This is a genomic window from Psychrobacter sp. TB67 (genome assembly GCF_000511065.1).
Classification (GTDB): Bacteria; Pseudomonadota; Gammaproteobacteria; order Pseudomonadales; family Moraxellaceae; genus Psychrobacter; species Psychrobacter okhotskensis.
Genome location: NZ_AYYA01000072.1, coordinates 1 through 26,697, shown reverse-complemented (window position 1 = coordinate 26,697; position 26,697 = coordinate 1). Strand labels below are relative to the sequence as shown.

The 26,697-nt window shown below is 39.6% G+C and carries 19 protein-coding genes and 1 pseudogene; 19 read left to right on the top strand and 1 reads right to left on the bottom strand.

Annotated features, from left to right (window positions below; translation table 11 throughout):
- Positions 1-149: 149 nt before the first annotated feature.
- The 5 genes from W293_RS0113665 (at position 150) to sucD (ending at position 8,462) form a co-directional block, all read left to right on the top strand.
- Positions 150-3,029 (top strand): 2-oxoglutarate dehydrogenase E1 component, encoded by a 2,880-nt coding sequence (locus W293_RS0113665; protein ID WP_025652973.1) that lies wholly within the window; start codon positions 150-152, stop codon positions 3,027-3,029.
- Positions 3,030-3,185: 156 nt separating this feature from the next.
- Positions 3,186-4,445, top strand: coding sequence for a 2-oxoglutarate dehydrogenase complex dihydrolipoyllysine-residue succinyltransferase (gene odhB, locus W293_RS0113660; protein ID WP_025652972.1), 1,260 nt, complete (start codon positions 3,186-3,188; stop codon positions 4,443-4,445).
- Positions 4,446-4,648: 203 nt separating this feature from the next.
- Complete coding sequence (gene lpdA / locus W293_RS0113655; protein WP_025652970.1) at positions 4,649-6,100, top strand: dihydrolipoyl dehydrogenase; 1,452 nt, start codon at positions 4,649-4,651, stop codon at positions 6,098-6,100.
- A gap of 186 nt (positions 6,101-6,286) precedes the next feature.
- Positions 6,287-7,453 (top strand): ADP-forming succinate--CoA ligase subunit beta, encoded by a 1,167-nt coding sequence (sucC, locus tag W293_RS0113650; RefSeq protein ID WP_025652969.1) that lies wholly within the window; start codon positions 6,287-6,289, stop codon positions 7,451-7,453.
- A 133-nt stretch (positions 7,454-7,586) separates the two neighbouring features.
- The gene (gene sucD, locus W293_RS0113645; RefSeq protein ID WP_025652967.1) at positions 7,587-8,462 is read left to right on the top strand and encodes a succinate--CoA ligase subunit alpha; all 876 of its coding nucleotides are present in this window, start codon (positions 7,587-7,589) and stop codon (positions 8,460-8,462) included.
- A 229-nt stretch (positions 8,463-8,691) separates the two neighbouring features.
- Here sucD and W293_RS16530 read toward each other — a convergent pair.
- A pseudogene (locus tag W293_RS16530) lies at positions 8,692-9,298 on the bottom strand (IS1595 family transposase).
- 100 nt (positions 9,299-9,398) lie between these two features.
- Here W293_RS16530 and W293_RS0113630 point away from each other — a divergent pair.
- From W293_RS0113630 to W293_RS0113565, 14 genes are all read left to right on the top strand, one after another.
- Positions 9,399-10,150 (top strand): IS5 family transposase gene (locus W293_RS0113630; protein ID WP_156915667.1). Its coding sequence is split into 2 segments (ribosomal slippage): positions 9,399-9,606 and positions 9,606-10,150, totalling 753 coding nucleotides; the frame shifts between segments, so codons are not numbered across the junction.
- A gap of 182 nt (positions 10,151-10,332) precedes the next feature.
- On the top strand, positions 10,333-11,658 hold the full coding sequence (locus W293_RS0113625) for a hypothetical protein (protein ID WP_156915666.1): 1,326 nt from the start codon (positions 10,333-10,335) through the stop codon (positions 11,656-11,658).
- Between the two features lie 4 nt (positions 11,659-11,662).
- On the top strand, positions 11,663-14,491 hold the full coding sequence (locus W293_RS0113620; RefSeq protein WP_025652962.1) for a hypothetical protein: 2,829 nt from the start codon (positions 11,663-11,665) through the stop codon (positions 14,489-14,491).
- 66 nt (positions 14,492-14,557) lie between these two features.
- On the top strand, positions 14,558-15,556 hold the full coding sequence (gene pseB / locus W293_RS0113615; protein ID WP_025652961.1) for a UDP-N-acetylglucosamine 4,6-dehydratase (inverting): 999 nt from the start codon (positions 14,558-14,560) through the stop codon (positions 15,554-15,556).
- Entirely contained in the window at positions 15,557-16,714 is a 1,158-nt protein-coding gene (pseC, locus tag W293_RS0113610) for a UDP-4-amino-4,6-dideoxy-N-acetyl-beta-L-altrosamine transaminase (RefSeq protein ID WP_025652960.1), read from the top strand.
- On the top strand, positions 16,711-17,244 hold the full coding sequence (locus tag W293_RS0113605; RefSeq protein WP_025652959.1) for a GNAT family N-acetyltransferase: 534 nt from the start codon (positions 16,711-16,713) through the stop codon (positions 17,242-17,244). Before pseC ends, W293_RS0113605 begins: the two co-directional genes overlap by 4 nt.
- Positions 17,231-18,118 (top strand): aldo/keto reductase, encoded by an 888-nt coding sequence (locus W293_RS0113600; RefSeq protein WP_025652958.1) that lies wholly within the window; start codon positions 17,231-17,233, stop codon positions 18,116-18,118. Before W293_RS0113605 ends, W293_RS0113600 begins: the two co-directional genes overlap by 14 nt.
- Positions 18,115-20,142 (top strand): aminotransferase class III-fold pyridoxal phosphate-dependent enzyme, encoded by a 2,028-nt coding sequence (locus tag W293_RS0113595; RefSeq protein ID WP_025652956.1) that lies wholly within the window; start codon positions 18,115-18,117, stop codon positions 20,140-20,142. The genes W293_RS0113600 and W293_RS0113595 overlap by 4 nt, the downstream gene beginning before the upstream one ends.
- A 2-nt stretch (positions 20,143-20,144) precedes the next feature.
- Positions 20,145-21,245, top strand: coding sequence for a UDP-2,4-diacetamido-2,4,6-trideoxy-beta-L-altropyranose hydrolase (pseG, locus tag W293_RS0113590; RefSeq protein WP_025652954.1), 1,101 nt, complete (start codon positions 20,145-20,147; stop codon positions 21,243-21,245).
- Between the two features lie 2 nt (positions 21,246-21,247).
- Positions 21,248-21,772 (top strand): UDP-4-amino-4,6-dideoxy-N-acetyl-beta-L-altrosamine N-acetyltransferase, encoded by a 525-nt coding sequence (gene pseH, locus W293_RS0113585; protein ID WP_319802580.1) that lies wholly within the window; start codon positions 21,248-21,250, stop codon positions 21,770-21,772.
- Between the two features lie 3 nt (positions 21,773-21,775).
- Positions 21,776-22,852 carry a pseudaminic acid synthase gene (gene pseI / locus W293_RS0113580; RefSeq protein WP_025652952.1) on the top strand — a complete coding sequence of 359 codons (1,077 nt, stop codon included), beginning with the start codon at positions 21,776-21,778 and terminating at the stop codon, positions 22,850-22,852.
- Positions 22,853-22,881: 29 nt separating this feature from the next.
- Positions 22,882-24,051: a nucleotide sugar dehydrogenase gene (locus W293_RS0113575; RefSeq protein ID WP_025652950.1), complete on the top strand. Its 1,170-nt coding sequence runs from the start codon at positions 22,882-22,884 to the stop codon at positions 24,049-24,051.
- A gap of 12 nt (positions 24,052-24,063) precedes the next feature.
- Complete coding sequence (locus W293_RS16845) at positions 24,064-25,587, top strand: glycosyltransferase family 2 protein (protein ID WP_156915665.1); 1,524 nt, start codon at positions 24,064-24,066, stop codon at positions 25,585-25,587.
- 219 nt (positions 25,588-25,806) lie between these two features.
- Positions 25,807-26,688: an IS982 family transposase gene (locus W293_RS0113565; protein WP_025651136.1), complete on the top strand. Its 882-nt coding sequence runs from the start codon at positions 25,807-25,809 to the stop codon at positions 26,686-26,688.
- The last annotated feature ends 9 nt before the right edge of the window (positions 26,689-26,697 follow it).

The window sequence follows — 26,697 nt, the reverse complement described above, 5'->3', positions numbered from 1 at the left end:
TACGAATAGAGCTTTTATATACTAAATATTAGCCATAGCAAGTCTTACTACTTAATGGTGAATTTTAAGAGTCAAAATACCGAACGTACAATGAACGACACAATAATAAGCACGATTCCATTCATTTATCTATCAAATAGACGATTATTATGAATAGTATAACTAAAGAAGCTGCAGACGTAGAACATACTGAACTGGCTGCTGATAATGCCAATTATATCGAAGCACTTTATGAGCAGTACTTAACTGACCCTACGAGTGTTGATACCGATTGGCAAGCGTATTTTGCCCAGTATCAGTCGCCAAATGATGCTCAGCATAACGCCATCAAAGATCAGTTTTTATTGCTTGCTCGCAATCAGACGGCCAACAAGATTACCCCCGCAACCACAACGACTAGCAATGCCGCTGACTGTGCCGACCCTAAGCAAATGGGCGTACAGCAGCTGATTTCTGCTTATCGTCGCCGTGGTCATCGCCGTGCAAAATTAGATCCGTTGGATCTACATCCGCGCGCTGAAGTCGAAGATTTGACCCTTGAGTACCACAATCTCTCAGAAGCTGATTTAGACACCATTTATCCTACCAATGATTTGAATATCGGTAAGGACGAAGCACCGTTACGAGAAATTATTGAAATTATGGAGCGTGTTTATTGCCGCTACATCGGTGTCGAATATATGCACGTCACCACCAGTACCGAAAAGCGCTGGATGGAACAATATCTAGAGACCAACTTAGGTCATATCGAGTTTGACAAAGAAAAGCGTTTGTCTATTCTTGAACGTTTGACGGCAGCCGAAGGCCTAGAAAAATATCTAGCGCGTAAGTATACAGGTGTTAAGCGTTTTGGTTTAGAAGGCGGTGAGAGCTTTATTCCTGCCGTTAACGAAATTATACAGCGTGCTGGTGGCTATGGTACCAAAGAGATGGTTATTGGTATGGCGCATCGTGGACGCCTGAACTTACTCGTAAATATCTTAGGTAAAAACCCCGCTGATTTGTTTGACGAATTCGATGGCAAAGTACAGCCAGAAAAAGGTTCAGGCGACGTTAAGTACCATAATGGTTATTCATCTAACGTGATGACGCCAGGTGGCGAAGCGCATTTAGCATTGGCCTTTAACCCATCGCATCTTGAGATTGTGGCACCCGTATTACAAGGCTCAGTCCGTGCTCGTCAAGTGCGTCGCAACGACCAAGCTCGCCATGAAGGTAAAGATGGCAATTCAGTACTGCCAATCGTTATCCACGGTGATGCAGCATTTGCCGGTCAAGGTGTGGTGCAAGAGACCTTCCAGATGTCACAAACTCGCGCTTATACCACTGGTGGTACGGTACATATTGTCATTAATAACCAAGTCGGCTTTACGACCAGTCGTCAAGAAGATTTGCGTTCGACAGAGTACTGTACTGATGTGGCGAAAATGGTACATGCGCCCATTCTACATGTGAATGGTGATGACCCTGAGTCTGTCGTATTTGCCGCTCAATTAGCATTAGATTACCGTCATGAGTTTGATAAAGACATTATCATTGATCTGTTCTGCTATCGTCGTAATGGCCACAATGAAGCAGACGAGCCGTCAGCGACTCAGCCATTGATGTATGCAGTCATCAAACAGCTACCAACGACCCGCACTCTCTATGCCCAGCAGCTAATTGAAGCGGGTATTATTAGTGAAGAAGAAGCGAAAAGTTACGAAGATTCTTACCGCGAATCGTTAGATCGTGGCGATTATGTGGTGAATTCTTTGGTTAGTGATCCTGATGAAGCGCTTTTTGTCGATTGGAAACCCTATCTAGGTCATGACCTCGTCGATGACTGGGATACCAGTGTCGATATCGAAACCCTTAAAGGCTACGGTCGCCGTATGGCTGAAATGCCTGAAGGCTACAAGTTACAGCGCCAAGTTCAAAAGATGGTCGATCAGCGTCTAGCGATGCAGACTGGCGAAGAGCCGCTGAACTGGGGCGCTGCTGAAACGTTGGCTTATGCCTCACTGGTTGATAATGATGGTGTATTAGTACGCATTACTGGCGAAGATGTCGGCCGTGGTACTTTCTCGCATCGTCATAGTGAGATTTATAACGTCAATGACGGTAGCATGTATGTGCCACTTGCGCATATGAGTGAAAAACAAGCGCGTTTTGCCACTTATAACTCACTATTATCAGAAGAAGCAGTATTGGCCTTTGAGTATGGCTATGCCACGACTGTACCAAACGCATTGATCGTTTGGGAAGCGCAGTTTGGTGACTTCGTCAATGGTGCGCAAGTAGTGATTGACCAGTTTATCTCAAGTGGCGAGACCAAATGGCAGCGTGTTTGTGGTCTAACCATGCTGTTACCGCATGGCTATGAAGGTCAAGGCCCAGAGCATTCATCTGCCCGTCTTGAGCGCTTCTTACAGTTATGTGCCGAAGACAACATGCAAGTGATTACGCCAACGACGCCGGCACAGATTTATCATGCGCTACGTCGTCAAGCCATACGTCCAATTCGCAAACCATTGATCGTCATGTCACCGAAGAGCTTGCTACGTCATAAGCTTGCCACGTCAAATCTAGAAGAGTTGGCCGTTGGTAAGTTTGAGACGGTTATCTCAGAGATGGATGATCACAATGCAGATAAAGTAACTCGTATGGTGCTATGTGGCGGCAAGGTTTATTATGACTTGTTAGAGCAGCGCCGTGCATTGGGTCTAGAGCATGTGGCTATTGTACGTATTGAGCAGCTTTATCCGTTGCCAGAAGAGCGTTTGATTGCTGAGATTGAAAAATATAGCAACCTACAAGAGATCGTTTGGACGCAAGAAGAGCCGTTGAACCAAGGCGCTTGGTATTATTTGGCACCGCATATGTTCCGTATTGTCGTACCGCATCCAACCAAGGCAAAAGTCATGGAGCCGGTGGCACGACCTCCTAGTGCCGCACCTGCGACGGGCTCACCGAAATTACATGCTCAGCAGCAACAAGCATTGATCGCTGGTGGTCTTGGCATCAGTGTCGATGAGTTGTCAAAGTAATAGCTTATATCAGTAACAGTTTATAAAAGACACATGAATCAGGCGATGACAGTCAGTACCTAGCAATACCATATGAGTAACGCGATTGAAAACGGTATTGACTGCCCATCACGACTTAATAATAAATATGAATATCCAAATCTAAGGAGTATATCGATGGCTGATATTAAAGCCCCCGTTTTTCCAGAATCGGTTGCCGATGGCACAATCGTTGAATGGCATGTCACTGAAGGTCAACAAGTTAATCGTGATGACCTATTGGCTGAAATTGAAACCGATAAAGTTGTCCTCGAAGTCGTAGCGCCTGATGATGGTGTGGTGACTAAAATCGTTAAGCAAGTTGACGACACTGTGTTATCTGATGAGTTAATTGCAGAGTTCGAAGCGGGTGCAAGCGGTAGTGCAGATGCCGGTTCTAGCTCAAATGACGCTCCAGCTGTCAACCCAAATCAGCCAGCTGCGCCAGTACAAGCCAAGCAAAGTACTGACGGCGGTGAGCCAGTACAAGCGACTGACAAAAAAGACGAAGCTGACCATAAAGATCAAAGCCCAGCAGTGCGTAAAGCGGCAAAAGAAAGCGGTGTAGATCCTAAAAACGTTGAAGGTAGTGGTCGCGGCGGTCGTGTGACCAAAACTGACATGTCAAATCCAACGCTTAAAGCAGACAGCTCTATCAAGTCTGATAGTGGTCGTCCAGTCGCTGAATCGACGGGTGAACGTACTGAAAAACGTGTTCCGATGACGCGTCTACGTAAGCGTGTGGCTGAGCGTCTATTATCAGCGACGCAAGAGACTGCAATGCTGACGACGTTTAACGAAGTCAACATGAAGCCATTGATGGACATGCGTACCAAATATAAAGACCAATTCGAAAAACGTCATGGTGTGCGTCTAGGTTTTATGTCATTGTTTGTCAAAGCAGCGACTGAGGCTCTTAAACGCTACCCAGCAGTGAACGCGTCACTAGACGGTGATGATATTGTTTATCATGGTTTCTATGATATCGGTGTTGCGGTATCGTCTGATCGTGGTCTAGTGGTTCCAGTACTACGTGATACCGATCGCATGAGCATGGCAGATGTCGAAGCCAAAATCCGTGAGCTTGGCGGTAAAGCACAAGAAGGTAAGCTTGGTTTGGACGAGATGACTGGTGGTACATTCACCATCTCTAACGGTGGTGTCTTTGGCTCATTGATGTCAACGCCTATCTTGAACCCACCACAAACTGCTATCTTGGGTATGCATGCGATCAATGATCGCCCGATGGCGGTTAATGGTGAGGTTAAAATCCTACCAATGATGTATCTCGCGTTATCTTATGACCATCGTATGATTGATGGTAAAGAAGCGGTACAGTTCTTAGTTACCTTAAAAGATTTGGTCGAAGACCCAACCATGCTGCTATTAGACCTGTAAGCTTCTAAGCTTGTATTGGCAACCGCCGATACAAGCTTTTTAACTTTGGTGTAAGTGATTATTATTTGTCGATAAATAAATAAAGGGTTTCACTCAAATAACGTATTGGTTATGGAGTGAGGTCCTCATCAGTTTATCAAAAATACAATCAATCACTTAAATCCTAAATAAAACTAGAAAGACATTAAAAATAGGAACGTACTATGAAAGATAATTATGATCTAGTCGTTATCGGCGGCGGTCCTGGTGGTTACGAAGCAGCGATTCGTGCAGGGCAGCTTGGTATGAGCGTTGCTTGTATCGAAAAACGTGTTTATAAAGGTGAGCCTGCTCTTGGCGGTACTTGCTTAAACGTTGGTTGTATCCCATCAAAAGCCCTACTTGATAGTTCGCATCGTTATGAAGCGACCAAGCATGATCTTGAAGAACATGGTATTAGCACTGGCGACGTCGCTATCGATATCGAGCAAATGATTGCTCGCAAAGAAGGTATCGTTAAGCAATTGACTGGCGGTGTGGCAGCGTTATTAAAAGGTAATGGCGTTGACTGGCTACAAGGCTGGGGCACATTGGTTGATGGCAAAGGCGCTGATAAGCAAGTTAAGTTTGTCGCTTTAGAAGACGAAGCAGAAAGCACTATTACCGCTAAAAACGTGATTCTAGCGGCCGGTTCAGTACCTATTGATATCCCAGTTGCCAAAACTGACGGTGATCGTATCGTTGACTCTACTGGTGCCCTTGATTTTACCTCAGTTCCTAAGCGTCTAGGCGTTATCGGTGCTGGCGTTATCGGTCTTGAGCTCGGTTCTGTATGGCGTCGTTTGGGTAGCGAAGTTGTTGTTTATGAAGCGCTTCCAAGTTTCTTAGCAGCCGCTGACAAAGACATCGCAAAAGAAGCAGGCAAAATGCTGAAGAAGCAGGGTCTTGATATCTGTGTTGATACCAAAGTCACCAATGCTGAAGTGAAGGGCGATCAAGTCGTCGTTACTAGCGAAAATAAAGGCGAGTCATCTGAAGAGAGCTTTGACAAGCTCATCGTTTGTGTTGGTCGCCGTGCATATTCTGAGAAATTACTTGGTGATGACAGCGGTGTGACCTTGACTGAACGCGGTTTGATCGATGTCGATGACCAGTGCAAAACCAATCTTGATGGCGTTTATGCTATTGGCGATTTAGTCCGTGGTCCAATGCTTGCGCATAAAGCAATGGAAGAGGGCATGATGGCGGTGGAGCGTATTCACGGTGAAAAAGCTCAGGTTAATTACGACACGATTATCAATGTTATCTATACCCATCCAGAAATCGCATGGGTTGGTTTGACCGAGCAAGAAGCGACTGAAGCGGGTTATGAAGTTAAGACCGGTTCATTCAACCTAGCGGCTAATGGTCGTGCCCTTGCGCAAAGCGAAGCGCAAGGTTCTATTAAAGTCGTCGCTGATGCTAAAACAGACCGTCTATTAGGTATGCACGCTATCTCAGCTGGCGCCGGCGATATCGTCCATCAGGGTATGATTGCGATGGAATTCGTCTCTAGTATCGAAGATTTACAGTTGATGACGTTTGCCCATCCAACGATTTCAGAAGCGGTACATGAAGCGGCTCTATCTGCAGATGGCCGTGCTATTCACGCGATTCAGCGTAAAAAACGTAAGTAATTTTGATAGCGTTCAATAGTGTTTACAGCGCTTTTAGAAGTTTAAGTAACAAGCTATAGCCTGAACGCAGTACCGTTTTTATTATTTGCGGTGTCAGCGTTGGGGTTACAAGTGCCGCAGCAGAAAATCGCTGCTGTGTACTTGTTTTCACTTTTTATTAATTGTAAAAAATAAAGGATACAATCAATGAATTTACATGAGTATCAAGCAAAAGAGCTATTAAAAAGCTACGGACTGCCCATTCAAGAAGGCATCATCGCGTATAACGGCGAAGAAGCTGCAGCTGCTTTTGATAAAACACCAACAGACATTGCGGTTATCAAAGCGCAAGTACATGCTGGTGGTCGCGGTAAAGCGGGTGGTGTTAAGCTGGTTAAGACTCGTGAAGAAGCTAAGCAAGTGGCTGAAGCGCTTATCGGTACCAATCTAGTCACGTTCCAAACTGACGCTGATGGTCAACCAGTTAACTTCGTATTGGTTGCAGAAGATATGTACCCAGTACAGACTGAACTGTATCTTGGTGCCGTTGTAGATCGTTCTACGCGTCGCGTAACCTTCATGGCATCAACCGAAGGTGGTGTTGATATCGAAGAAGTCGCTAACGAGACGCCAGAAAAAATCTTTAAAGTAAGCGTAGACCCATTAGTAGGTCTTATGCCTTACCAAGCGCGTGATGTTGCATTCAAACTTGGTCTAGAAGGCAAGCAGATCAACCAGTTTGTAAAAATTATGACTGGTGCTTATCATGCTTTTGTCGAAAACGACTTTGCATTACTTGAAGTCAACCCGTTAGCCGTTCGCGAAAATGGCGAAATCGTCTGCGTTGATGGCAAAATCGGTATCGACTCAAACGCATTATATCGTCTGCCTAAAATCGCAGCGCTACAAGACAAAACGCAAGAAAACGAGCGTGAGCTAAAAGCCGCTGAATTCGACCTAAACTACGTTGCTCTAGAAGGCAACATCGGTTGTATGGTCAACGGTGCTGGTCTTGCAATGGCTACCATGGACATCATCAAACTGTATGGCGGCAAGCCTGCTAACTTCTTGGACGTTGGCGGCGGTGCAACCAAAGATCGCGTTGTTGAAGCGTTCAAAATCATTCTAGAAGACAGCAGTGTTGAAGGTGTTCTAATCAACATCTTTGGCGGTATCGTACGTTGTGACATGATTGCAGAAGCCATTATCGCTGCTGTCAAAGAAGTCGATGTACAAGTACCTGTCGTTGTACGTCTAGAAGGTAACAACGCTGAACTGGGCTTACAGATCTTAGAAGAATCTGGTCTGAAGCTAACGTCAGCCCAAGGCCTAGCCGATGCTGCACAAAAAATTGTCGATGCTGTTCAAGCATAAACCTATCAATTTAGGTGCTTAAACATAGTAGTCAAAGCGTGATAGCAGTTTTCAGTCAACGAGACGTGGTTAGCATTTAACGACACCTAAACGGCAAACTGCTATTGCAAGACAACCGAATAAGGAAAACATAATGAGTGTATTAATTGATAAAGATACCAAAGTATTGGTACAAGGCTTCACTGGTAAGAACGGTACGTTCCATTCTGAACAAGCGATCGAATACGGTACAAAAGTCGTTGGCGGTGTAACACCAGGTAAAGGCGGTCAAACGCATCTAGGCCTACCAGTATTTAACACGATGGCGGAAGCCATGGAAGCCACTCAAGCCGATGCTTCAGTTATCTATGTACCAGCGCCATTCGTCCTAGACTCAATCGTTGAAGCGGTAGATGCAGGCGTGAAGCTGATCGTCGTGATCACGGAAGGCGTACCAACGATCGATATGTTAAAAGCGAAGCGCTATATCGAAGAAGCAGACGGCGTGCGTATGGTTGGTCCTAACTGCCCAGGCGTTATCACTCCAGGTCAGTGCAAAATCGGTATCATGCCAGGTCATATCCATCTGCCGGGTAAAGTAGGTATCATCTCACGCTCTGGTACGCTAACGTATGAAGCCGTTGCACAGACCACTAAGCTTGGTTTCGGTCAATCAACGTGTATCGGTATCGGCGGCGATCCTATCCCAGGTATGAACCAGATTGACGCACTAAAACTATTCCAAGACGATCCACAGACTGAAGCTATCATCCTAATCGGTGAAATCGGCGGTACTGCTGAAGAAGAAGCGGCTGCTTATATCAAAGACCATGTAACTAAGCCAGTGGTTGGCTATATCGCTGGTGTAACCGCTCCAGAAGGCAAGCGTATGGGTCATGCTGGCGCTATCATCTCTGGTGGTCAAGGTACTGCTGAAGAGAAATTTAAAGCTTTTGAAGATGCAGGCATCGCGTATACTCGCGATCCAGCTAAAATCGGTGATAAGCTGAAAGAAGTTACTGGTTGGTAAGTTAGGCATAAGCCTACAGTCTGATTACTAAAACCACATTGAAAAAAAGCAAGGACACCTCTACAATGGGGTGTCTTTTTTTATTTTGTAATATTTTATCATATATGTAATGTTTGAGAGCTAATAACAATGAAAATGCACTCAGCATATTTAGTATTTTCCATAAAGTGAAAAAAAAGGAACTCTGTGCTCAAAGCCTTATAATAGGCTAAAGGGCTGTCCTAGATAACTAGTCCAAACCCTGTTTAACCCATTGTTTTAATTGTAACAGTTGCGAATTTGGGTCGCTGTGATTAAAATGCCACTCATACTTCTTTAAATAAAGATAAGAATTCTCTTTTGGAACACCGTTAAACTTAATTAAATTTCGTTTAGCTTGGTTCCAGAAGTGCTCTATTCCGTTAATATGATGCTTATTATTAAGGAAGGTTTTAGAGTGGTTGGTACGATAATGAGTAAATTCACTGACATCTAATGCGTTATAGCTTTTAAATGAGTAAGTGTAAACAATGCTATCAGGCTTTACCTTCTCTCTGATAGTTGGAGTTAGGGTATCTGCTTTATCATTAGGTATAATAGGCATAAACCTTACCATTAAGCTTTAATAGGCTAAACAAGGTCACTTTGCTACCAGCACCTTGTCCGCGTTTGTCTTAACGAGTCCCGCCAATGTAACTTTCATCTACTTCTATTTCGCCTTCAAATAAATTAGGATCTTGGCTATTATCATAAATCAGTAGTCGTAGCCTATGAGAGTAATAACTGGCTGTGGTTTTGTTAACACCGACTAGGATTGCTGCTGTTCTGGCTGTAGAGCCGGCAACAAATAACTCGATTAGTGTTTTTTGTTTATACTAGGGCATGTCTTCAATTGGATAAGCCCTAAATAATAGTTACAATACCGCATCTATTGAGTCGATGCGAGAAATACAAGTTATGGCAAGAAAAGCATTAACAGATACGCTTTGGGATCAATTGCAATCGACGATGATAAAGTACGGCTGCTATCAAACTCAAAACAGCCGAGAGATCATGGAAGCCATACTGTGGAAACTACGCACAGGCGCTCCTTGGCGTGACATACCTGAAGAATTATGTTCGTGGAAAACAGCCTATAGTCGTTTCAACCGCTGGTCGAAAACTGGCTTATGGGCGGATTTTTTTTTAGCTTACGAAAAGAAATTGATACGGAATGGGTATTCACAGACGGAAGCTATGTTCGCTGTCATCAGCATGCAAGTGGAGCTCGGCGTGGTGAAGAGCGAGCAATTGGACAAAGCCGTGGCGGAGCAACTACAAAGATACACCTATCCTGTGATGCCGATGGATATCCGCTCAATTTTAAAATCACTGGGGGTGACGTCCACGACAGTCAAGTTGCAGGTGAATTGATTGAAATGATTGGACAAGCTGATTACTTTATCGCTGATAAAGGCTATGACTCAGAGTCTATCAGAGACAAAGCTCGAAGCCATAATATGATACCCGTCGTTCCTAAAAGGAAAAATGCCAAACAGCCTAATCCAGAGTTTGATAGCTATTTATATAAACTGCGTCATCTTGTTGAAAATATGTTTGCAAGGCTTAAGCATTTTCGTAGTATCGCTACTCGCTATGAGAAGTTAGCTCGTAATTTTAAGTCAATGCTCTATCTAGCGTGTACTATCATTCATTGTAAAATGAATTGAAGACACGCCCTAACTTGGTTCACGCTTTCTCATAGTGCTGTCCTAAATAATTTTACTTATCTAGGACAGCCTTTTAATCATAATAATCTGACATAGAAATTGTTAGTTATAGTAAAAACCTAATGTATAGTTTAGAAAACTTTATTAACATTAATATCTACTTATACCATGAGGAGGCAAAAGTGTGTACAGTAGTACTCATTAATAGAAATAAATCTAGCTTAGAATATTGTTTGAATAGATTAAGTCTTAGGGGAGGGAATATAGTAAACATAGATGATCATATAGAGTTATTATTAAGAAATTTTGATATTGATAATCCTTTAGATATAATTAGTGTCGATAAGGATCTGGCACAAGATATTTTGGCTTCATTAATTCAACGCATTCGTATCAATTGCTCGATTCACTCTAATGTAATTCTGGGAGTATCACAATATTACTTTTTAATAGACTTAATAGCCGAGGAGCTAGGTGAAATTAGTTATGTGCTTTTTCATGAGCACCCATATCTACAGGTTGCTGATAGAAATATATCTGATGAATGCTTATATAAAATAGAAAGAGATATTACAGAATATTTTAATTTTATAGTAAATTTATGGTCGAGCTCAAATGCAGTATTAGTAGATAATGATTGTGTAGCAAGCAAGTTTGAGACCTTTAAATCTGCTTTAAACAATTGGTACGGTTTAACTTTAAAAAGTAACTGGAAGGTTGGTGATTTTCAGAAAATGAATATACAACAGCGAGATGATCAAGAAGTCTTCTTGATAAACTTGTTATTAGATTACAATCCTAAGTTATTTGAAATTTATAGCGAATTGCTAAGTGTTTCGTCGCCTATCTTTAATCCTAAAGTACCTGAAAATAAAGATACTGATAAATCTAAGGCATTAGTAATACAGTTGCTAAATAGCAAGGTATTATTGAAAGATGAGGTTGTAAATAAACTTCAGCGCCAATTAAAAAAATCAAATAAATCAGTTATGCAACTTGAAAAGAAGTTGAGCGTTCTAAACGCAAAGGTGCAAATACCAGGAAAAGAAATAACGAAAAAGCCGAGAAATTTAATAGAGTATGTAAAAAAGGAAAATCATGAGTTTATTAAGTTGTATAAGTCGATTGAAAATAAAGACAGTAATCATTGCAGTAATAAAAATAACTCAGCTAAGCACTTTGGTGCAGGCATAAGAGTTAAGAGCACTAAGGAATACCTCATAGGCAATAGTTTAATAAAAATATACAATGATCCAAAAAGAATTTTGAAGATTCATAAGGTTTATAAACATATTAAGAAACAAACTGAACAGAGTAATGGTGACTTAAATAACTTACCTTCTTTAGAGGAGTATGAGGATTACTATGAAGTAAAAAGAATTAAAAATCATCTATCCTATAAACTTGGAAAGGTAATAGTCAGTACGAATAAATCTAATATACATAAATTGCCTTTCAAATTAGCAAAGCACTCTATCATTCATAAACTTAAAAAATATTCTGGTTAAAAATATGAAAAAAAATTTAGACAAAGCTAATTTTACAGAAGGTTTAAAGAGGGTAGCTTCAGTTATTGAAAATATTCCTAATTACGATGAAATGTTGGGCGCAAGGCTTGCTGAGATCAACTTTCATTCTGGGGAGTCAACAGAAGTTAACAACCTCAATATTCAGGAAGCTCTGAAATTTATAAGTTCTAGACTGAAAAAGCGCGGAATAAAGCAATATGATTTTAACTCTGAATTTAACTGTTTGTGCTTTGTTAAAACACGAAACAATATTGTAGAGTTTGAGCTTTTTAAAAGCATTGTCAATATAAACACAAAAATAAAAATTATAAACTTAGCAACAGAGGTGCCGGTTAAATTTAAAATAGATAGGGAAAGGTTTTTTGATATCATAAGTAATGTATGTTTATTATTGAAGGATTACTACACTAATAAACCGCCGACTCCAGGGATAATTTACCAGAGCCTTCAATACACATGCGCATACTTAGATTTCTGGTTTAGTTTAAATGAATATTCTAATTTACAAGGTAAAATTCATTTTACGGCAAATGATCACTCACCTATTCCTGTAGCTTTAACAATGAACTGTATTAATAGAAGAATGGGCACAGTTTATTTTCAGCACGCGGCAGTAACTGAGTCATTTCCAGATCTGATATTTGATATCAGTGTTTTGCATAACCGACAAAGCCTAACAACTTATACAATGGGCAAAAAAAAGACAGGCTCAAAGAACTTTATATTGTCAAGACATCTTATTGATAATCCAGAATTGATTCTTACCAAATTAAATTTGAGCAAAAACCGGTCAAGTCATGAAATCGTTATTTATCTTACAGCAGTTATAAACAATATAGACTTGATTGATTTTGTTCATATATTAGAATCCATCGACTATATTAAGGATATATATATTAAATTTCACCCTAGCACTAACATAGAGATTAAAGAGTTTCTAGCTAGTAAAATAAAATTTAAAGTTCTAGATAGAGTTCCTGAGTTTGAGCATGTGGCTATTGTAGGTAACTCTTCCGTACTTCTTGAGTTAATAAGTAAGGGGATACCATGCTTAAACTATTTTGACTTAGATTGTATTGATAGTGACTATTATGGATTTGTTAAGGCTGGCATTTCCCAAAAATTAGTTAATACGAAAGACTTAAAAAGTGCACTCCTAAGTATTACCTATGATAGTGCGTTCTTAGAAAAAGCTAGCAATTTTAATCCTTCGTTTATTCCTGGTTATAGCCAAGAGTACAAAGTAGATGTCCGAAAAATATCAAGCTATATTCAGTTATTATTGAATATAGAAAACAAAACTGCATTAGAAAACTTTTTAAATGTTCAGTTTGAACGAATATTATTTAGTGAAGAAGAGTCAATAAAAAATATTAGTAATAAAGACTTTCATGATTTAGGTTTTAATATTGTAAACTTGATTCTATATTTAGAGGACCTGTTTAAGAAGAGAGATGAGAGGCTTATATCTTTATTTAATAGAGCAACACTAAGCCGTAGTAATAATTTAATATATACATGGTTGCAATTGTATAAAATAGAATGGACTGGATTTAAACCAGATAAAGTGGCTATAGAAAGTTTTTTTGCAAATATTATGACAATAGAGAGCATTGTCGGTAAAAGAGCATATAGAATCTTAGAAAATAAACTTTTAAATGTTTTAATTCGTTATGCCTTGGTCGAGTATATTAGCCTGTTTTTCAGCTCATCTAATTATATTAATCTTAGTAACTTACATATTAATAGGAGAATAGCTCTATTAAAACTTCTTTTAAATAATAATGGTTCAATTGGTATAGATATAGATAGCTTATATTATAACTTATCATCTTATCACCAGTTAAAAATGGAAGTGCAAGGTAAGCCACAGGATTCTAAAAACCCAAAAACCCACTATAAAACAGAATCAAATTTCTTGCGATATGCACATCCTAAAATTTCTGCAGAGTTTAACCAGCTTATTGTTCCAGTTTACGATAAACTAAGATATAAAATGCAGTTTATGGATGTACTTCATAACTCTGAGGTAAAGGATAGGATTAAGAGTTTAATTATCGATAAAATAAAGCATAGAGAGCCATTCTGTTTTATAAGACTTAGTGATGGGGAAGGTTATATTTTCTCAAACACAGAGGGTTACATGAATATCGATGATATTAAAAATAGGGAACGTCATTGGTGGGGGTGTGAGCTCGATGTAACTTTGAGAAATGAGATAATTGAAGAGTTAAAAAAGGTGGTTAATCGTGCTGATATACTAGGTATTCCAACCATATATAGGTTTATTCGAGATTCGACAGAAAAATCTGATACTTTTCTTAATTATATACAAGGAAGGGGGATGTATAATGTATTAAGAGGGGTTTATAGTTCCGAAAGTCTTAATACTCATTGCTTGTTTGGGTCAGATAAGATGAACCTTGCTTTGTTTTCAAACAAAAATGATTTTATAGACCTAATGAAATTTAGCAGCCATATCGTATTTATTACTAGTGTTCGTAAGGAGGTATTAAATAATATTATTAATCCTGCTGGCGAATACAGTATTGATGTTATAGAGTTACCTACGCACTATAAAACTAGTGGGAATGATTTGTATATTAACCAAGGTAAGCCTTTACCTTTTGTTTACAAAGAGATTATTGAAAAAATAGACCAAGTAGTAAATAAAGGTAGTACTGTTTTTGTAGCTGGCGGAGTTATTGGAAAAATATTTATAGGTAGAGCGAAAGAGAAAGGAGCTATTGCTATTGATGCTGGAAGCGCTATGGATACGTTAGTAGGTGCAGGTATACATTCGTTGTATTAACTAAATAAACTTTAAATATAAGCTACATATATTGTTATAGTAGTTAACTAAGAGGAAGGGTGCTTAATGTTTGAGAGAAAAACTATATTAATTACGGGTGGAACAGGTTCGTTTGGAAACACCTTTATACCGATGACACTAGCCAAATATAATCCTAAGAAAATTATTGTTTTCTCTAGAGATGAAATGAAACAATGGGATATGGCTAAGAAGTTTGAAGGTGATGATAGAGTTCGCTTCTTTATAGGTGACGTTCGTGATAAGGAGCGTTTATACCGTGCTCTAGATGGTGTAGACTACGTGGTTCATGCTGCTGCCACTAAGATCGTTCCTACAGCAGAATATAACCCTTTTGAATGCGTTAAAACCAATGTCAATGGTGCAATGAATCTTATTGATGCCTGTATCGATAAAGGCGTTAAAGGGGTGGTGGCTTTATCAACTGATAAAGCTAGTAGTCCTATTAATTTATATGGCGCTACTAAACTAGCATCAGATAAGCTATTTGTTGCAGGTAATTCATATTCAGGCGAGCATGGCACTAAGTTCTCAGTTGTACGTTATGGTAATGTCATGGGCTCACGTGGTTCAGTTATCCCTTTCTTTATGTCTATTAGAGACAAAGGTGTATTACCAATTACCGATGAGCGTATGACTCGCTTTATGATCTCTTTAGAAGACGGGGTTGAGCTAGTATGGCACGCCTTTGAAGATATGGTAGGTGGTGAAATTTACGTTAAGAAGATTCCATCAATGAAAATGATTGATTTAGCTCGCATTGTCGCTCCAGAAGCAAAACAAGAAGTTATTGGTATCCGTCCAGGTGAAAAATTGCATGAGCAGATGATTAGTAGTGAGGATGCTTATTATACTTATGAGTATCCAGAGCATTTCAAAATCCTGCCAACTATTAATAAATGGGCAACAGATCCAGCTCGTATTAAAGATGGTAAGCGTGTTCCTGAAGGTTTCGTATACGCCAGCGACAATAACTCTGAATGGATGAGTGACGAGCAACTTCAAGAGTGGATTGAAATCAATCGTGAAAAAATCGGGAGCATCTAAATGATTCCATATGGTCGCCAAGATATTAGCCAACAAGATATTGATGCAGTAGTTAAAGTATTACAATCCGACTTTTTAACGCAGGGACCTAAAGTTCCTGCATTTGAGCAGTCAGTTATGGATGCGTGTGGCGCAAAGTATGCAGTAGCTGTCAATAGTGCAACCTCTGCGTTGCACATTGCTTGTTTAGCACTAGGTCTGGGTAAAGATAATTGGTTGTGGACCACGCCTAATACCTTTGTCGCTTCTGCTAATTGTGGTTTATATTGTGGTGCCCAAGTGGACTTTGTTGATATTGATCCATGCAGTTACAATCTATGTGTTAAAGCTTTAGAAAAAAAACTTATTATTGCAGAAAAAGAAGATAGGCTACCTAAAATTGTTATTCCAGTACACTTTAGTGGTCAACCTTGTGATATGGCAGCTATTTATGAATTATCACAAAAGTATGGCTTTAAGATTATCGAAGATGCTTCTCATGCTATCGGTGGTAAATATAAATGTGAGCCTATCGGTAACTGTCATTATAGTGACATCACTGTCTTTAGTTTCCATCCAGTTAAAATCGTAACCACTGCTGAAGGTGGTATGGCAGTTACGAATGATCCTAAATTAGCAGAGCAATTAAACCTATTACGCAGCCATGGTATTACTCGCGATGAAAGCTTAATGACTAAGCCTGCTGATGGACCCTGGTATTATCAGCAAATTGAGCTTGGCTATAACTACCGTATGACGGATATGCAAGCTGCTTTAGGTGTTTCTCAGATGCAGCGCCTAGATGAGTATGTTGCTAAACGTCATGAGTTAGCTGAGCGTTATAATGAGTTGCTTAAAGACCTGCCTATTACATTACCCTGGCAACATGAAGATAGCTACTCCGGTCTGCATCTATATGTGATTCGTTTGCAATTAGATAAGATATCCAAAGCGCATCTTGACGTGTTTAATGCTATGCGTGAAGCAGGCATCTTAGTGAACCTTCATTATATTCCAGTACACTTGCAGCCTTATTATCAAGGAATGGGCTTTAACGAAGGGCAATTCCCTGAAGCTGAGCAATATTATAAAGAAGCTATCAGTTTGCCTATGTTCCCAACCATGACTGAAGAGCAGCAAAGTAAAGTAGTATCTACCTTAAAAGAGCTATTAGTATGAGCTTAATTGAAACAGAAAGACTAATTTTACGTCCGCTCGATATTTCTGATGCCTCTCAGGAGTATGTGGACTGGCTGAATGATCCAGATGTAAACCAATATTTAGAAACACGTCACTCAGTACAAACCTTGGAGTCTTGCATTGATTTTATTAAATCGTGCAATAATGACCCTACAACCTATTTGTTTGGTATTTTCTTAAAGGAATCAAATAAACACATTGGTAACGTTAAGATAGGTGCAATTAATACAATATATAAGCGGGGACAACTAAGCTTATTTATTGGAGACAAGGAATGTTGGGGTAAAGGTTATTCAAGAGAGCTCGTTAAGAGTATTACTAATTATGCTTTTGAGCATTTAGGCCTTAGTCGTATGGAAGCCGGATGCTATGAGGACAATATAGGCTCCTTAAAGGTTTTTCTAAAATCAGGGTATAACGTAGAAGGTTTCTTTCGAGACCATGTTATCCATGATGATAAATACCAAGGATGTTTTTGGTTAGGAGCCTTAAAAGATGAGTTCTTATAATAATCTATCTAAATTAGCCCTTGGGACAGTACAGTTTGGACTTCCTTATGGAATATCTAATAAAAATGGACAGGTATCTAATTCTGAAGTAGCTAGGATTTTAGATATCGCTAAGGTGAAAGGTATCCACACATTAGATACTGCCATTGCATATGGTAGTAGCGAAAAAGTGTTAGGTGAGCATAACCTTGAAAACTTCGATATCATTACTAAATTACCCGCTATCCCAGATGACACTTTAGACATCAAGGGTTGGGTTGAAGAGCAGATGACAGGCTCTTTGACTAGATTGAGAGTATCTAAAGTCAAAGCTGTCCTTCTTCACAGTCCTGAGCAGCTACATTCAGAAGCTGGGGCGGAGGTTTACGCTGCACTAGACTCATTGAAGATCAAAGGTCTAACAGAACGCATAGGTATCTCAATTTACTCTCCTAATAAATTTATTAACCTTAGTAGAGATTTTCACTTTGATTTGATTCAAGCTCCATTTAATGTTTTAGATACAAGAATACAAGATTCTGGCGCTTTAGATATATTGGAAAGTCAAGAAACACGTTTACATGTAAGGTCTATCTTTCTTCAAGGTTTGTTATTGATGGATAAAAAACAACGACCTAATAAATTTAATGAGTGGTCACAGCTTTGGACAAAATGGGAAAGTTGGTTAGATGAGCATGACTTAACTCCTTTAGAGGCATGTATACGTCATGCTTTATCTATGCCTCAAATTGAAAAAGTTGTTGTAGGAGTAGATAGTGCCGACCAACTACAAGAAATCGTGACAGCAGCTGAAGGCAATTTACCTACGATACCCTCAAATATTTCTTGTGGCGATGTAAGACTATTAAGTCCTCATTTATGGAGTCAACTATGAAAATTGTAGCTATTGTTCAGGCCAGAATGGGCTCAACAAGACTCCCAAATAAAGTAATGAAAGAGATTAATGGAACTCCTATGATAGAGGTTCTATTAAAACGCTTAGCCAAATCCGAACAGATTGACCAAATTATCGTAGCAACTTCTATAGATCAAAAAAATAATAAATTAGCAGAGCATGTAGAAAAACTTGGTTATGTTTGTGAGAAAGGTAGCGAGGACGACGTTTTAGATCGCTACTATCAAGCTGCTAAAGCTAATAATGCTGATATAGTGGTACGTATAACGGGAGACTGCCCACTTGTTGATGCTAAATTAGTAGATACTGCAATTACTAGCTTTAAAGATCATAGTGTTGACTATTTAAGCAATACTAGTCCAGCAACCTATCCAGACGGTTTGGATGTTGAAGTATTCACAATGAAAGCATTGGAGGATGCACTAAAAGAGACGACATCGTTATTCGATCATGAGCATGTCACCCCTTATATTAGAAATAGTGGAAAGTTTAAGACCCATTCGATTACTAATACTGAGGATTTATCGGAGCTAAGATGGACCGTTGATGAACCTGCCGATTTTGAGGTAGTTTCTAATATCTTTAATCATTTCGCACCCAATATGTATTTTAGTTGGAATGAGGTCTACGAACTTCAGAAAAAGCAACCTACTCTATTCGAGAACAATAAAACCATTCAGCGCAATGAAGGAGCTAATATGGGCACAGGTCAGAAACTTTGGAAAAGAGCTAAGTCAGTCATCCCTGGTGGCAATATGCTACTGTCTAAACGTGCAGAAATGTTCTTGCCAGAGCATTGGCCTGCATACTTTAGTAAGGCAAAAGGTTGTCAGGTCTGGGATCTAGATGGTAACCAGTTTACTGATATGTGCATCATGGGCGTTGGGACTAACACGCTAGGCTATGGTAATGATGAAGTAGATAATGCTGTCCGTTCAGTGATAGACCAAGGCAATATGTCAACATTAAATGCACCAGAAGAGGTCTACTTGGCTGAGAAATTAATTGAACTTCATCCTTGGGCTGACATGGTGCGCTTTGCTCGTACAGGCGGAGAGGCTAATGCAGTTGCTATACGTATTGCTCGAGCTGCTTCAGGTAAAGAAAAAGTAGCTGTCTGTGGTTATCATGGTTGGCATGACTGGTATCTATCAGCAAACCTTGGAGACTCAGAGAACTTAGCAGGTCACTTACTACCTGGTCTTAGCCCAAAAGGTGTTCCTCAAAACCTTAGAGGTACCGTATTTCCGTTCAACTATAACAATTTCGAAGAACTAGAAGCGCTAGTTAATGAACATGATATTGGCGTCATAAAAATGGAAGTTGTACGAAATATGGGGCCTGAAGATAATTTTCTACATAAGGTCCGTCAGCTAGCTACTGATAAGAATATAGTGCTTATATTTGATGAATGCACATCGGGATTCCGTGAAACTTTTGGAGGGATTCATAAAAAATATGGTGTGGAGCCAGATATGGCCATGTTTGGTAAAGCCTTGGGTAATGGCTATGCTGTGACTGCGACTATTGGTAAAAGGGAAATTATGGAGGCTGCACAGTCATCATTCATAAGTAGTACATTCTGGACTGAGCGTATAGGTTCTGTAGCTGGACTAAAAACATTAGAGGTTATGGAGAAGCTTCAATCATGGGATGCCATTACTCAAACAGGACTTAATATACGGAAAGAATGGCAAAAGCTTGCTGATAAATATGAGCTCGATATTAACTACTTTGGACTTCCTGCACTAACTGGCTTCTCATTTACAAGTGAACAAAACTTGTTTTATAAAACTTTAATTACTCAAGGAATGTTAAATAAAGGTTATCTGGCCAGTAATGTTGTCTATGTATGTACTGAGCATACAGAGTCTGTTGTTGAAGGCTATATAGAGGCGCTTGACCCTGTATTTTCTTTAATTAAAGAGTGTGAAGAAGGACGATCTGTAGAAGACTTATTAAATGGTCCAGTTTGCCACAGTGGTTTTAAAAGATTAAACTAAATATGAATATTGTTTTCCGCTGTGACGCCTCTATTCAGATAGGTACTGGCCATGTCATTCGTTGTTTGACGCTTGCCGATGAGTTAACTCGTCAGGGAGCCAAGTGTTATTTTATATGTCGTGAGCATGAAGGTAATCTTATAGATTTTATCGCTCAAAAAGGTTATGAGACCTACAAGCTTGAGGTGGTTTCTCTAGATAGCAACGAGAACGATGAGAATAAGCCTAGCCTATTTCATTCAGAATGGTTAGGGGCTTCTCAAGAAGCAGATGCTATGCAAGCTATTAATGTAGTTAGCTCTATACACCCCGAGTGGTTGATTGTTGATCACTATGCATTAGACAGTTATTGGGAACAAAAACTTAGATCTCATTGTGGCAATATTTTAGTGATTGATGATTTAGCAGATAGAAAGCATGACTGTAATGTATTGCTTGATCAAACCTTTGGTCGTAATAAGCAAGAATATCAAAACTTAGTTCCAAGCGACTGTGAAGTTTTATGCGGTACAACTTATGCACTGTTGCGCCCAGAGTTTTCTAAATGGCGTTCATACAGTCTAGAACGCCGAAAAGGTAATGCCTTAGAGCATATTTTAGTTAATTTAGGTGGCGTAGATAAAGACAATCTAACTTCACAGATATTAGATACCTTAAAACAAGCACGTTTATCTGAGTCATGTAAGATTATTGTAGTCATGGGCTCTACTTCTCCCTGGATTGATGCTGTCACAAAGAAAGCTAAAGAACTACCTTGGTCTACAGAAGTAAAATCTGGTGTTTCTAATATGGCTGAACTAATGGCTAATAGTGATTTAGCTATTGGTGCTGCAGGTTCAACCTCCTGGGAGCGATGCTGTTTAGGCTTACCTACTATTATGCTAGTTATTGCAGAAAACCAAATGGATATTGCAAATAACTTGGAATCTATAAATGCAGTAAAGGTTGTGCTAAATAATTATGACCTTGTTAAAACCGTCAATGAATGTTTACGTGAGCTCATACAAATACCAGAAAAACTAAAATCTATGAGTCAGTCTAGTGCAGATGTACTAGATGGCTATGGCACGTACAAAGTCATAGAGAAAATGAAGAGTTTTTAATAATGAATAAGCCTCAGTTTAAACTACGCCCTATGCATACAGATGACCTAGAACTAGTGCTTAGTTGGAGGAATTATATTGATATACGTAGATATATGTATACTCAGCATGAGATCTCCTTAATTGAGCACACAAACTGGTTTAACAAAGTATCTAAAGATAATAACTATACCCTTTTAATATTTGAAGTTGACAATAAACCATTAGGCTTTGTAAATATTCATGAAATCGCTCAAGGTGGTATTGCTGACTGGGGCTTCTATACCTCACCAGATGCTCCTAAAGGTACAGGCTCAAAGCTTGGTGAGCATGCTTTAGATTATGCTTTTAACACGCTACAGTTGCATAAGCTATGTGGTCAAGCTTTAGACTTTAATGAAGCTTCTAGAAAGTTTCATAAAAGATTAGGTTTTAAAGAAGAAGGTGTCTTAGAACAACATCACTTCGATGGTCAAAAATATCATAATGTCATAAGCTTTGGCTTACTTGTTCACGACTATCGTCTAATAATTAATAACGAGATTTAAATTATGTCTAGTATCCCTAGTATAAATATTGCAGGACGTCGAATCGCAACTGACGCTGCGCCTTATATCATTGCCGAGTTATCTGCAAACCATAACGGTAACTTTGATACCGCTTTAGAAATTATTAAACAGGCTAAAGCTGCAGGCGCTGATGCAATCAAAATACAAACCTATACCGCTGATACGATTACTCTAAATAGTGATTCGGAAGACTTCAAAATTCATGGCGGATTATGGGATGGCGAAACCTTATACAGCCTTTATGAAAAAGCGCATATGCCATGGGAGTGGCATAAATCTCTATTTGAATATGCTCGTAAACTAGATATCACTATGTTTAGCTCGCCTTTTGATAATACGGCTGTAGACCTATTAGAAAAATTAAATGCACCAGCCTATAAGATTGCCTCTTTTGAAGCCATTGACTTACCTCTTATCCGTTATGTAGCAGGCACTGGTAAGCCAATGATTATATCAACCGGTATGGCTGATGATGATGAAATACAAGAAGCGATTGATGCCGCACGTTCTGGTGGTTGTAAGGAGTTAGCTATTTTACACTGCGTAAGTGGTTACCCTGCTCCAGCTGAAGATTATAACTTACGTACTATTTTAGATATGAGAGAGCGTTTTGGTCTGGTGACAGGGCTTTCAGACCATACTATCGATAACACAACAGCAGTTACTAGTGTGGCTTTAGGCGCTTCTATTATTGAAAAGCATTTCACCTTAGATCGCAATGGTGGTGGCCCTGATGATAGTTTTTCTCTTGAACCCGAAGACTTGGTTGCCTTGTGCCGAGACAGTAAGACAGCTTGGCAAGCACTTGGTTCAGTGAATTATGGTCGTAAGTCTAGCGAACAAAGTAATGCGCAATTCCGCCGTTCTCTATACTTCGTTAAAGATCTAAAAGCAGGTGATGTTATTACTGAAGGTGCTATTCGTAGCGTCCGTCCTGGCTTTGGGCTTGCTCCTAAGTTTTATGATGAGGTTGTTGGTAAAAGAGCAGCTTTAGATGTTAAAACTGCTACTGCCGTCACGCGAGAGAACATTATTGACGGTAATCCTATCAAAAAATAGTATTATTATAAAAAATAAATAGGTTATAAATGAAAATAACAGTTGTAGGTACTGGATATGTCGGTTTGTCAAATGCTGTATTACTGGCACAACAGCATAAAGTGACAGCTTTAGATATCGATCAAGATAAAATCAATAAAATCAATCAGCGTCAGTCACCAATCGATGACAAAGAAATAGAAAACTTTCTAGCTCGTAAAGAGCTAGACTTGTTTGCGACGACAGATAAAGTACAGTCTTATAAAGATGCTGATTATATACTGATAGCAACCCCGACCAACTATAATACAGACACCAACTGCTTTGATACCAGTAGCGTCGAAGCCGTCATCAACGACGTATTGGCAGTCAATCCTAATGCGCTGATCATCATTAAATCCACTATTCCTGTAGGCTTCACCAAACGCACTAAGAAGAAATTAGGAATTGAGAACTTATTATTCGCCCCTGAGTTTTTGCGAGAAGGTAAAGCGCTGTACGATAACCTGTATCCATCTCGTATCATCGTTGGTGAGCAGTCAGAGCGCGCAGCAAAGTTTGCGCAGATAGTAGCAGATTGTGCCGTTAAAGAAAACATTGATATCTTACTCACCAATAGTGCCGAAGCCGAAGCGATTAAGTTATTTGCCAATACCTATCTTGCGCTGCGCGTTTCTTACTTTAATGAGCTTGATACTTATGCCACAGTACATGGACTAAGTACTGAGCAAATAATCAAAGGCATTTGTTTAGACCCTAGAGTAGGGGACTTTTATAATAATCCCTCTTTTGGTTATGGTGGCTATTGCCTACCTAAAGACACCCAGCAACTACTCGCCAACTATGAAAATATCCCACAAAACTTGATAGAAGCAGTGGTTGCTTCGAACAATACCCGTAAAGAGTTTATCGCTAATGACATCGTGTCAAGTAATCCAAGGGTCGTTGGTATTTATCGTTTGATAATGAAAGCGGGCTCTGATAATTTTCGTGCGTCAGCCATTCAAGGTATTATCAAACACTTAAAACGACTAGGTACGACTGTTATTGTTTATGAACCCAAGTCTGATGAAGCTAGTTTCTTAGACTGTGAGATTGTGAATGACTTAGATACGTTTAAGAGCATATCAGATATCATAGTAGCCAATCGACTCTCAGAAGAGCTAGAAGACAGCTTGGATAAAATATATACTCGAGATCTATCTGGTTCAGATTATTAATTAGGCCTCAGTTTGCAATACTTCACCTACGTTAGGCACAAGCAGTTTACTCAGGCTTTAGCGTCGTTAATGCCTAGGCTGCGCTATATCACTGCTAAGCGGCGTTGGTATGCAGTACGTCTGGGTTTGTATCGTACCGTTTTAAAATATTCAACATGGTTGCCAGTAAAGACGCCGCGCCATACGGTAGTGTCTGTTATCGCTGCTATCAAACGTCAAGATTTAATTGACGATATGGCAAGAAGCCATATAGAGCATATTTTATATCATAAACGATACTGTCAGTTTCATCATGAGTTTATTAAAGAGACGATATCATTTTACCCTGACGTGGTATTTAATTATTTGAAAACACAGAAAGAAAAGTCAGGTACGTTATATAGCTCCTACTATCAAGGTCTATATATTGCGCTTTTGCAGCAGTATTACCCACTAGATACTCACATTGATCATTACTTAAGTAATTTTGTATCATACCCAACAGATGATGAGTATGCAGATAAAAGATTTCTCTACAGTAATATAGCGCTTAATACGCCATTGACTAAACTTGCCAATTTAAATGAAATACTTACTCATCATCAGCTTAGTCAAATAGCACTGTCTGATGAGCAACAGCCTTTTACGGTGACCAATCTACGAGTAATAGAGCAAGTAAATAAAGATCAAGACTCTCAAATTAATAGTAAGCTGCATAAAGTGACCGTTATGGTCACCACTTATAATGCCAGCGAAACGATAGATAGTTGTATTAATAGCCTGTTGCAGCAGTCATGGCAAGATTTAGAAATAATAGTGGTTGATGATGCCAGTACCGATGATACCTTACTGCGTTTGCAGTGTTTAATTGGCGATAATGATGCTATAAAGGTTATTGCACTACCGCAAAATGTAGGAACCTTTGCTGCCAAAAGTATTGGCGCACAATATGCAACAGGTGAGTATTTAACCTGTCAAGATTCTGATGATTGGGCGCATCCACAAAAAATAGCAGAGCAAGTGCAACCATTGATAGAAGACACTAGTATCATTGCGACGACATCACATTGGTTGAGGTTAGATCATGATGGTCAGTATTATATTCGTCAATTATACCCTTTCATGCGCCAAAACCCCGCTTCTCCCATGTTCCGTTTGCAGACTGTCAAACAAGAGACTGGATTATGGCATATAGTGCGCACAGGTGCTGATAGTGAGTTTTTTGAGCGTTTAAAGCTAGTCTATGGCAGTGAAAGCATCGTAGTCATTGAAAAGCCGTTGACCATCGCCAGTCATCGTCCTAACTCACTCATGACGTCCGAGCAATTCGGTATCTATAATCGTACAGCAGCGCTGGCTCGTTTAGACTATTGGGAAGCATGGCGACTATGGCACATAGAGACACTTCATCAAAAAGTGTGCTTGGTTATGCCTAGTGTCGAAAAACAAGCAAATGCTCCACAAGCTTTATTTGACGGAATACCAAATAGCATTCAAGTAGGTATGCTGAGCTTAAAAGAAAGCTTGGCCGCAAATACAGTATTGCGTAAGCTTTGATACGAACTCTAAATAAAGCTCTTTAAGTATTAAGCTAATAGGGCTATTTAGGAAAAAAGTTTACCAATATGATGGTGACTGTCATAGACTTGGGTTTTATTGTTCTGTAAATAGAAATTTAATAATAAAAACCCCACTCTCAACTTTAAAAGTGATTGAAAAAAAAAGAGCATCTCACTAATCTATTGTTTTCGACCAAGAATACAACGGAGTTGTGAGATGCCCATAGACGAATTTATCATCAATATCTATTTAATGGTAGAGCAATATTACAAAATAGTCGTCACCAAACCCTTGCGAAGTGCAGGTTACGCGCCAAAGCTAAGTGATCCTGAGGTCATTTGCATGGAGATGGTCGGTGAATTTTTACACCTTGATCAAGACAAACAAATTTGGCAATACTTTACCCAGCATTGGCAAGACTGGTTTCCAGCCATCGGCTCATACCCTAACTTCGCAAAGCATTGCGCAAATCTGTGGCAAGTCAAACAGCGGATACAAGATAACGTCAGTCAAATTGAAGGCCGTGACAACATTCATTTTATGGATGGCTTTCCGATACCCGTCTGTCATTATGGACGCGCTTATCGGCATAAGAATTATCAAGACTTAGCAGCTTTTAGCTACTGTGCCGCTAAGCAAGAGAGGTACTATGGCTTTGAAGGCCATTTGCTTGTTAACTTATCGGGCATGATTAAAGGCTTTACCTTTGCTCCTGCCAATGTTGATGAAAGAGCGGTTGCCCCAGAAATCACCACTCATATTCATGGGCTGCTTGGCGCTGATAAAGGGTATATCAGCCCTAGTCTGACATCGTACTACGACGCTCAAGGCGTGGATTTACAAACGCCACTCAGAGCCAACATGAAAGAGGATAGACCCAAACCTGTGGTAAGGCGGCTAATGAAAGCCCGCCGTATCGTTGAAACAGTCATTGGTCAGCTATCAGAACGATTTAATATACAAAGGGTACGAGCAAGAGATTTATGGCATTTGTCTCATCGATTGATTCGTAAGATTCTTTCACACAATCTGTGCTTTGTACTCAACAAAAAACTTGGTAATCCGCCTCTTCAGTTTGATTTGCTTATTTCAAGTTGAGAGTGGGGT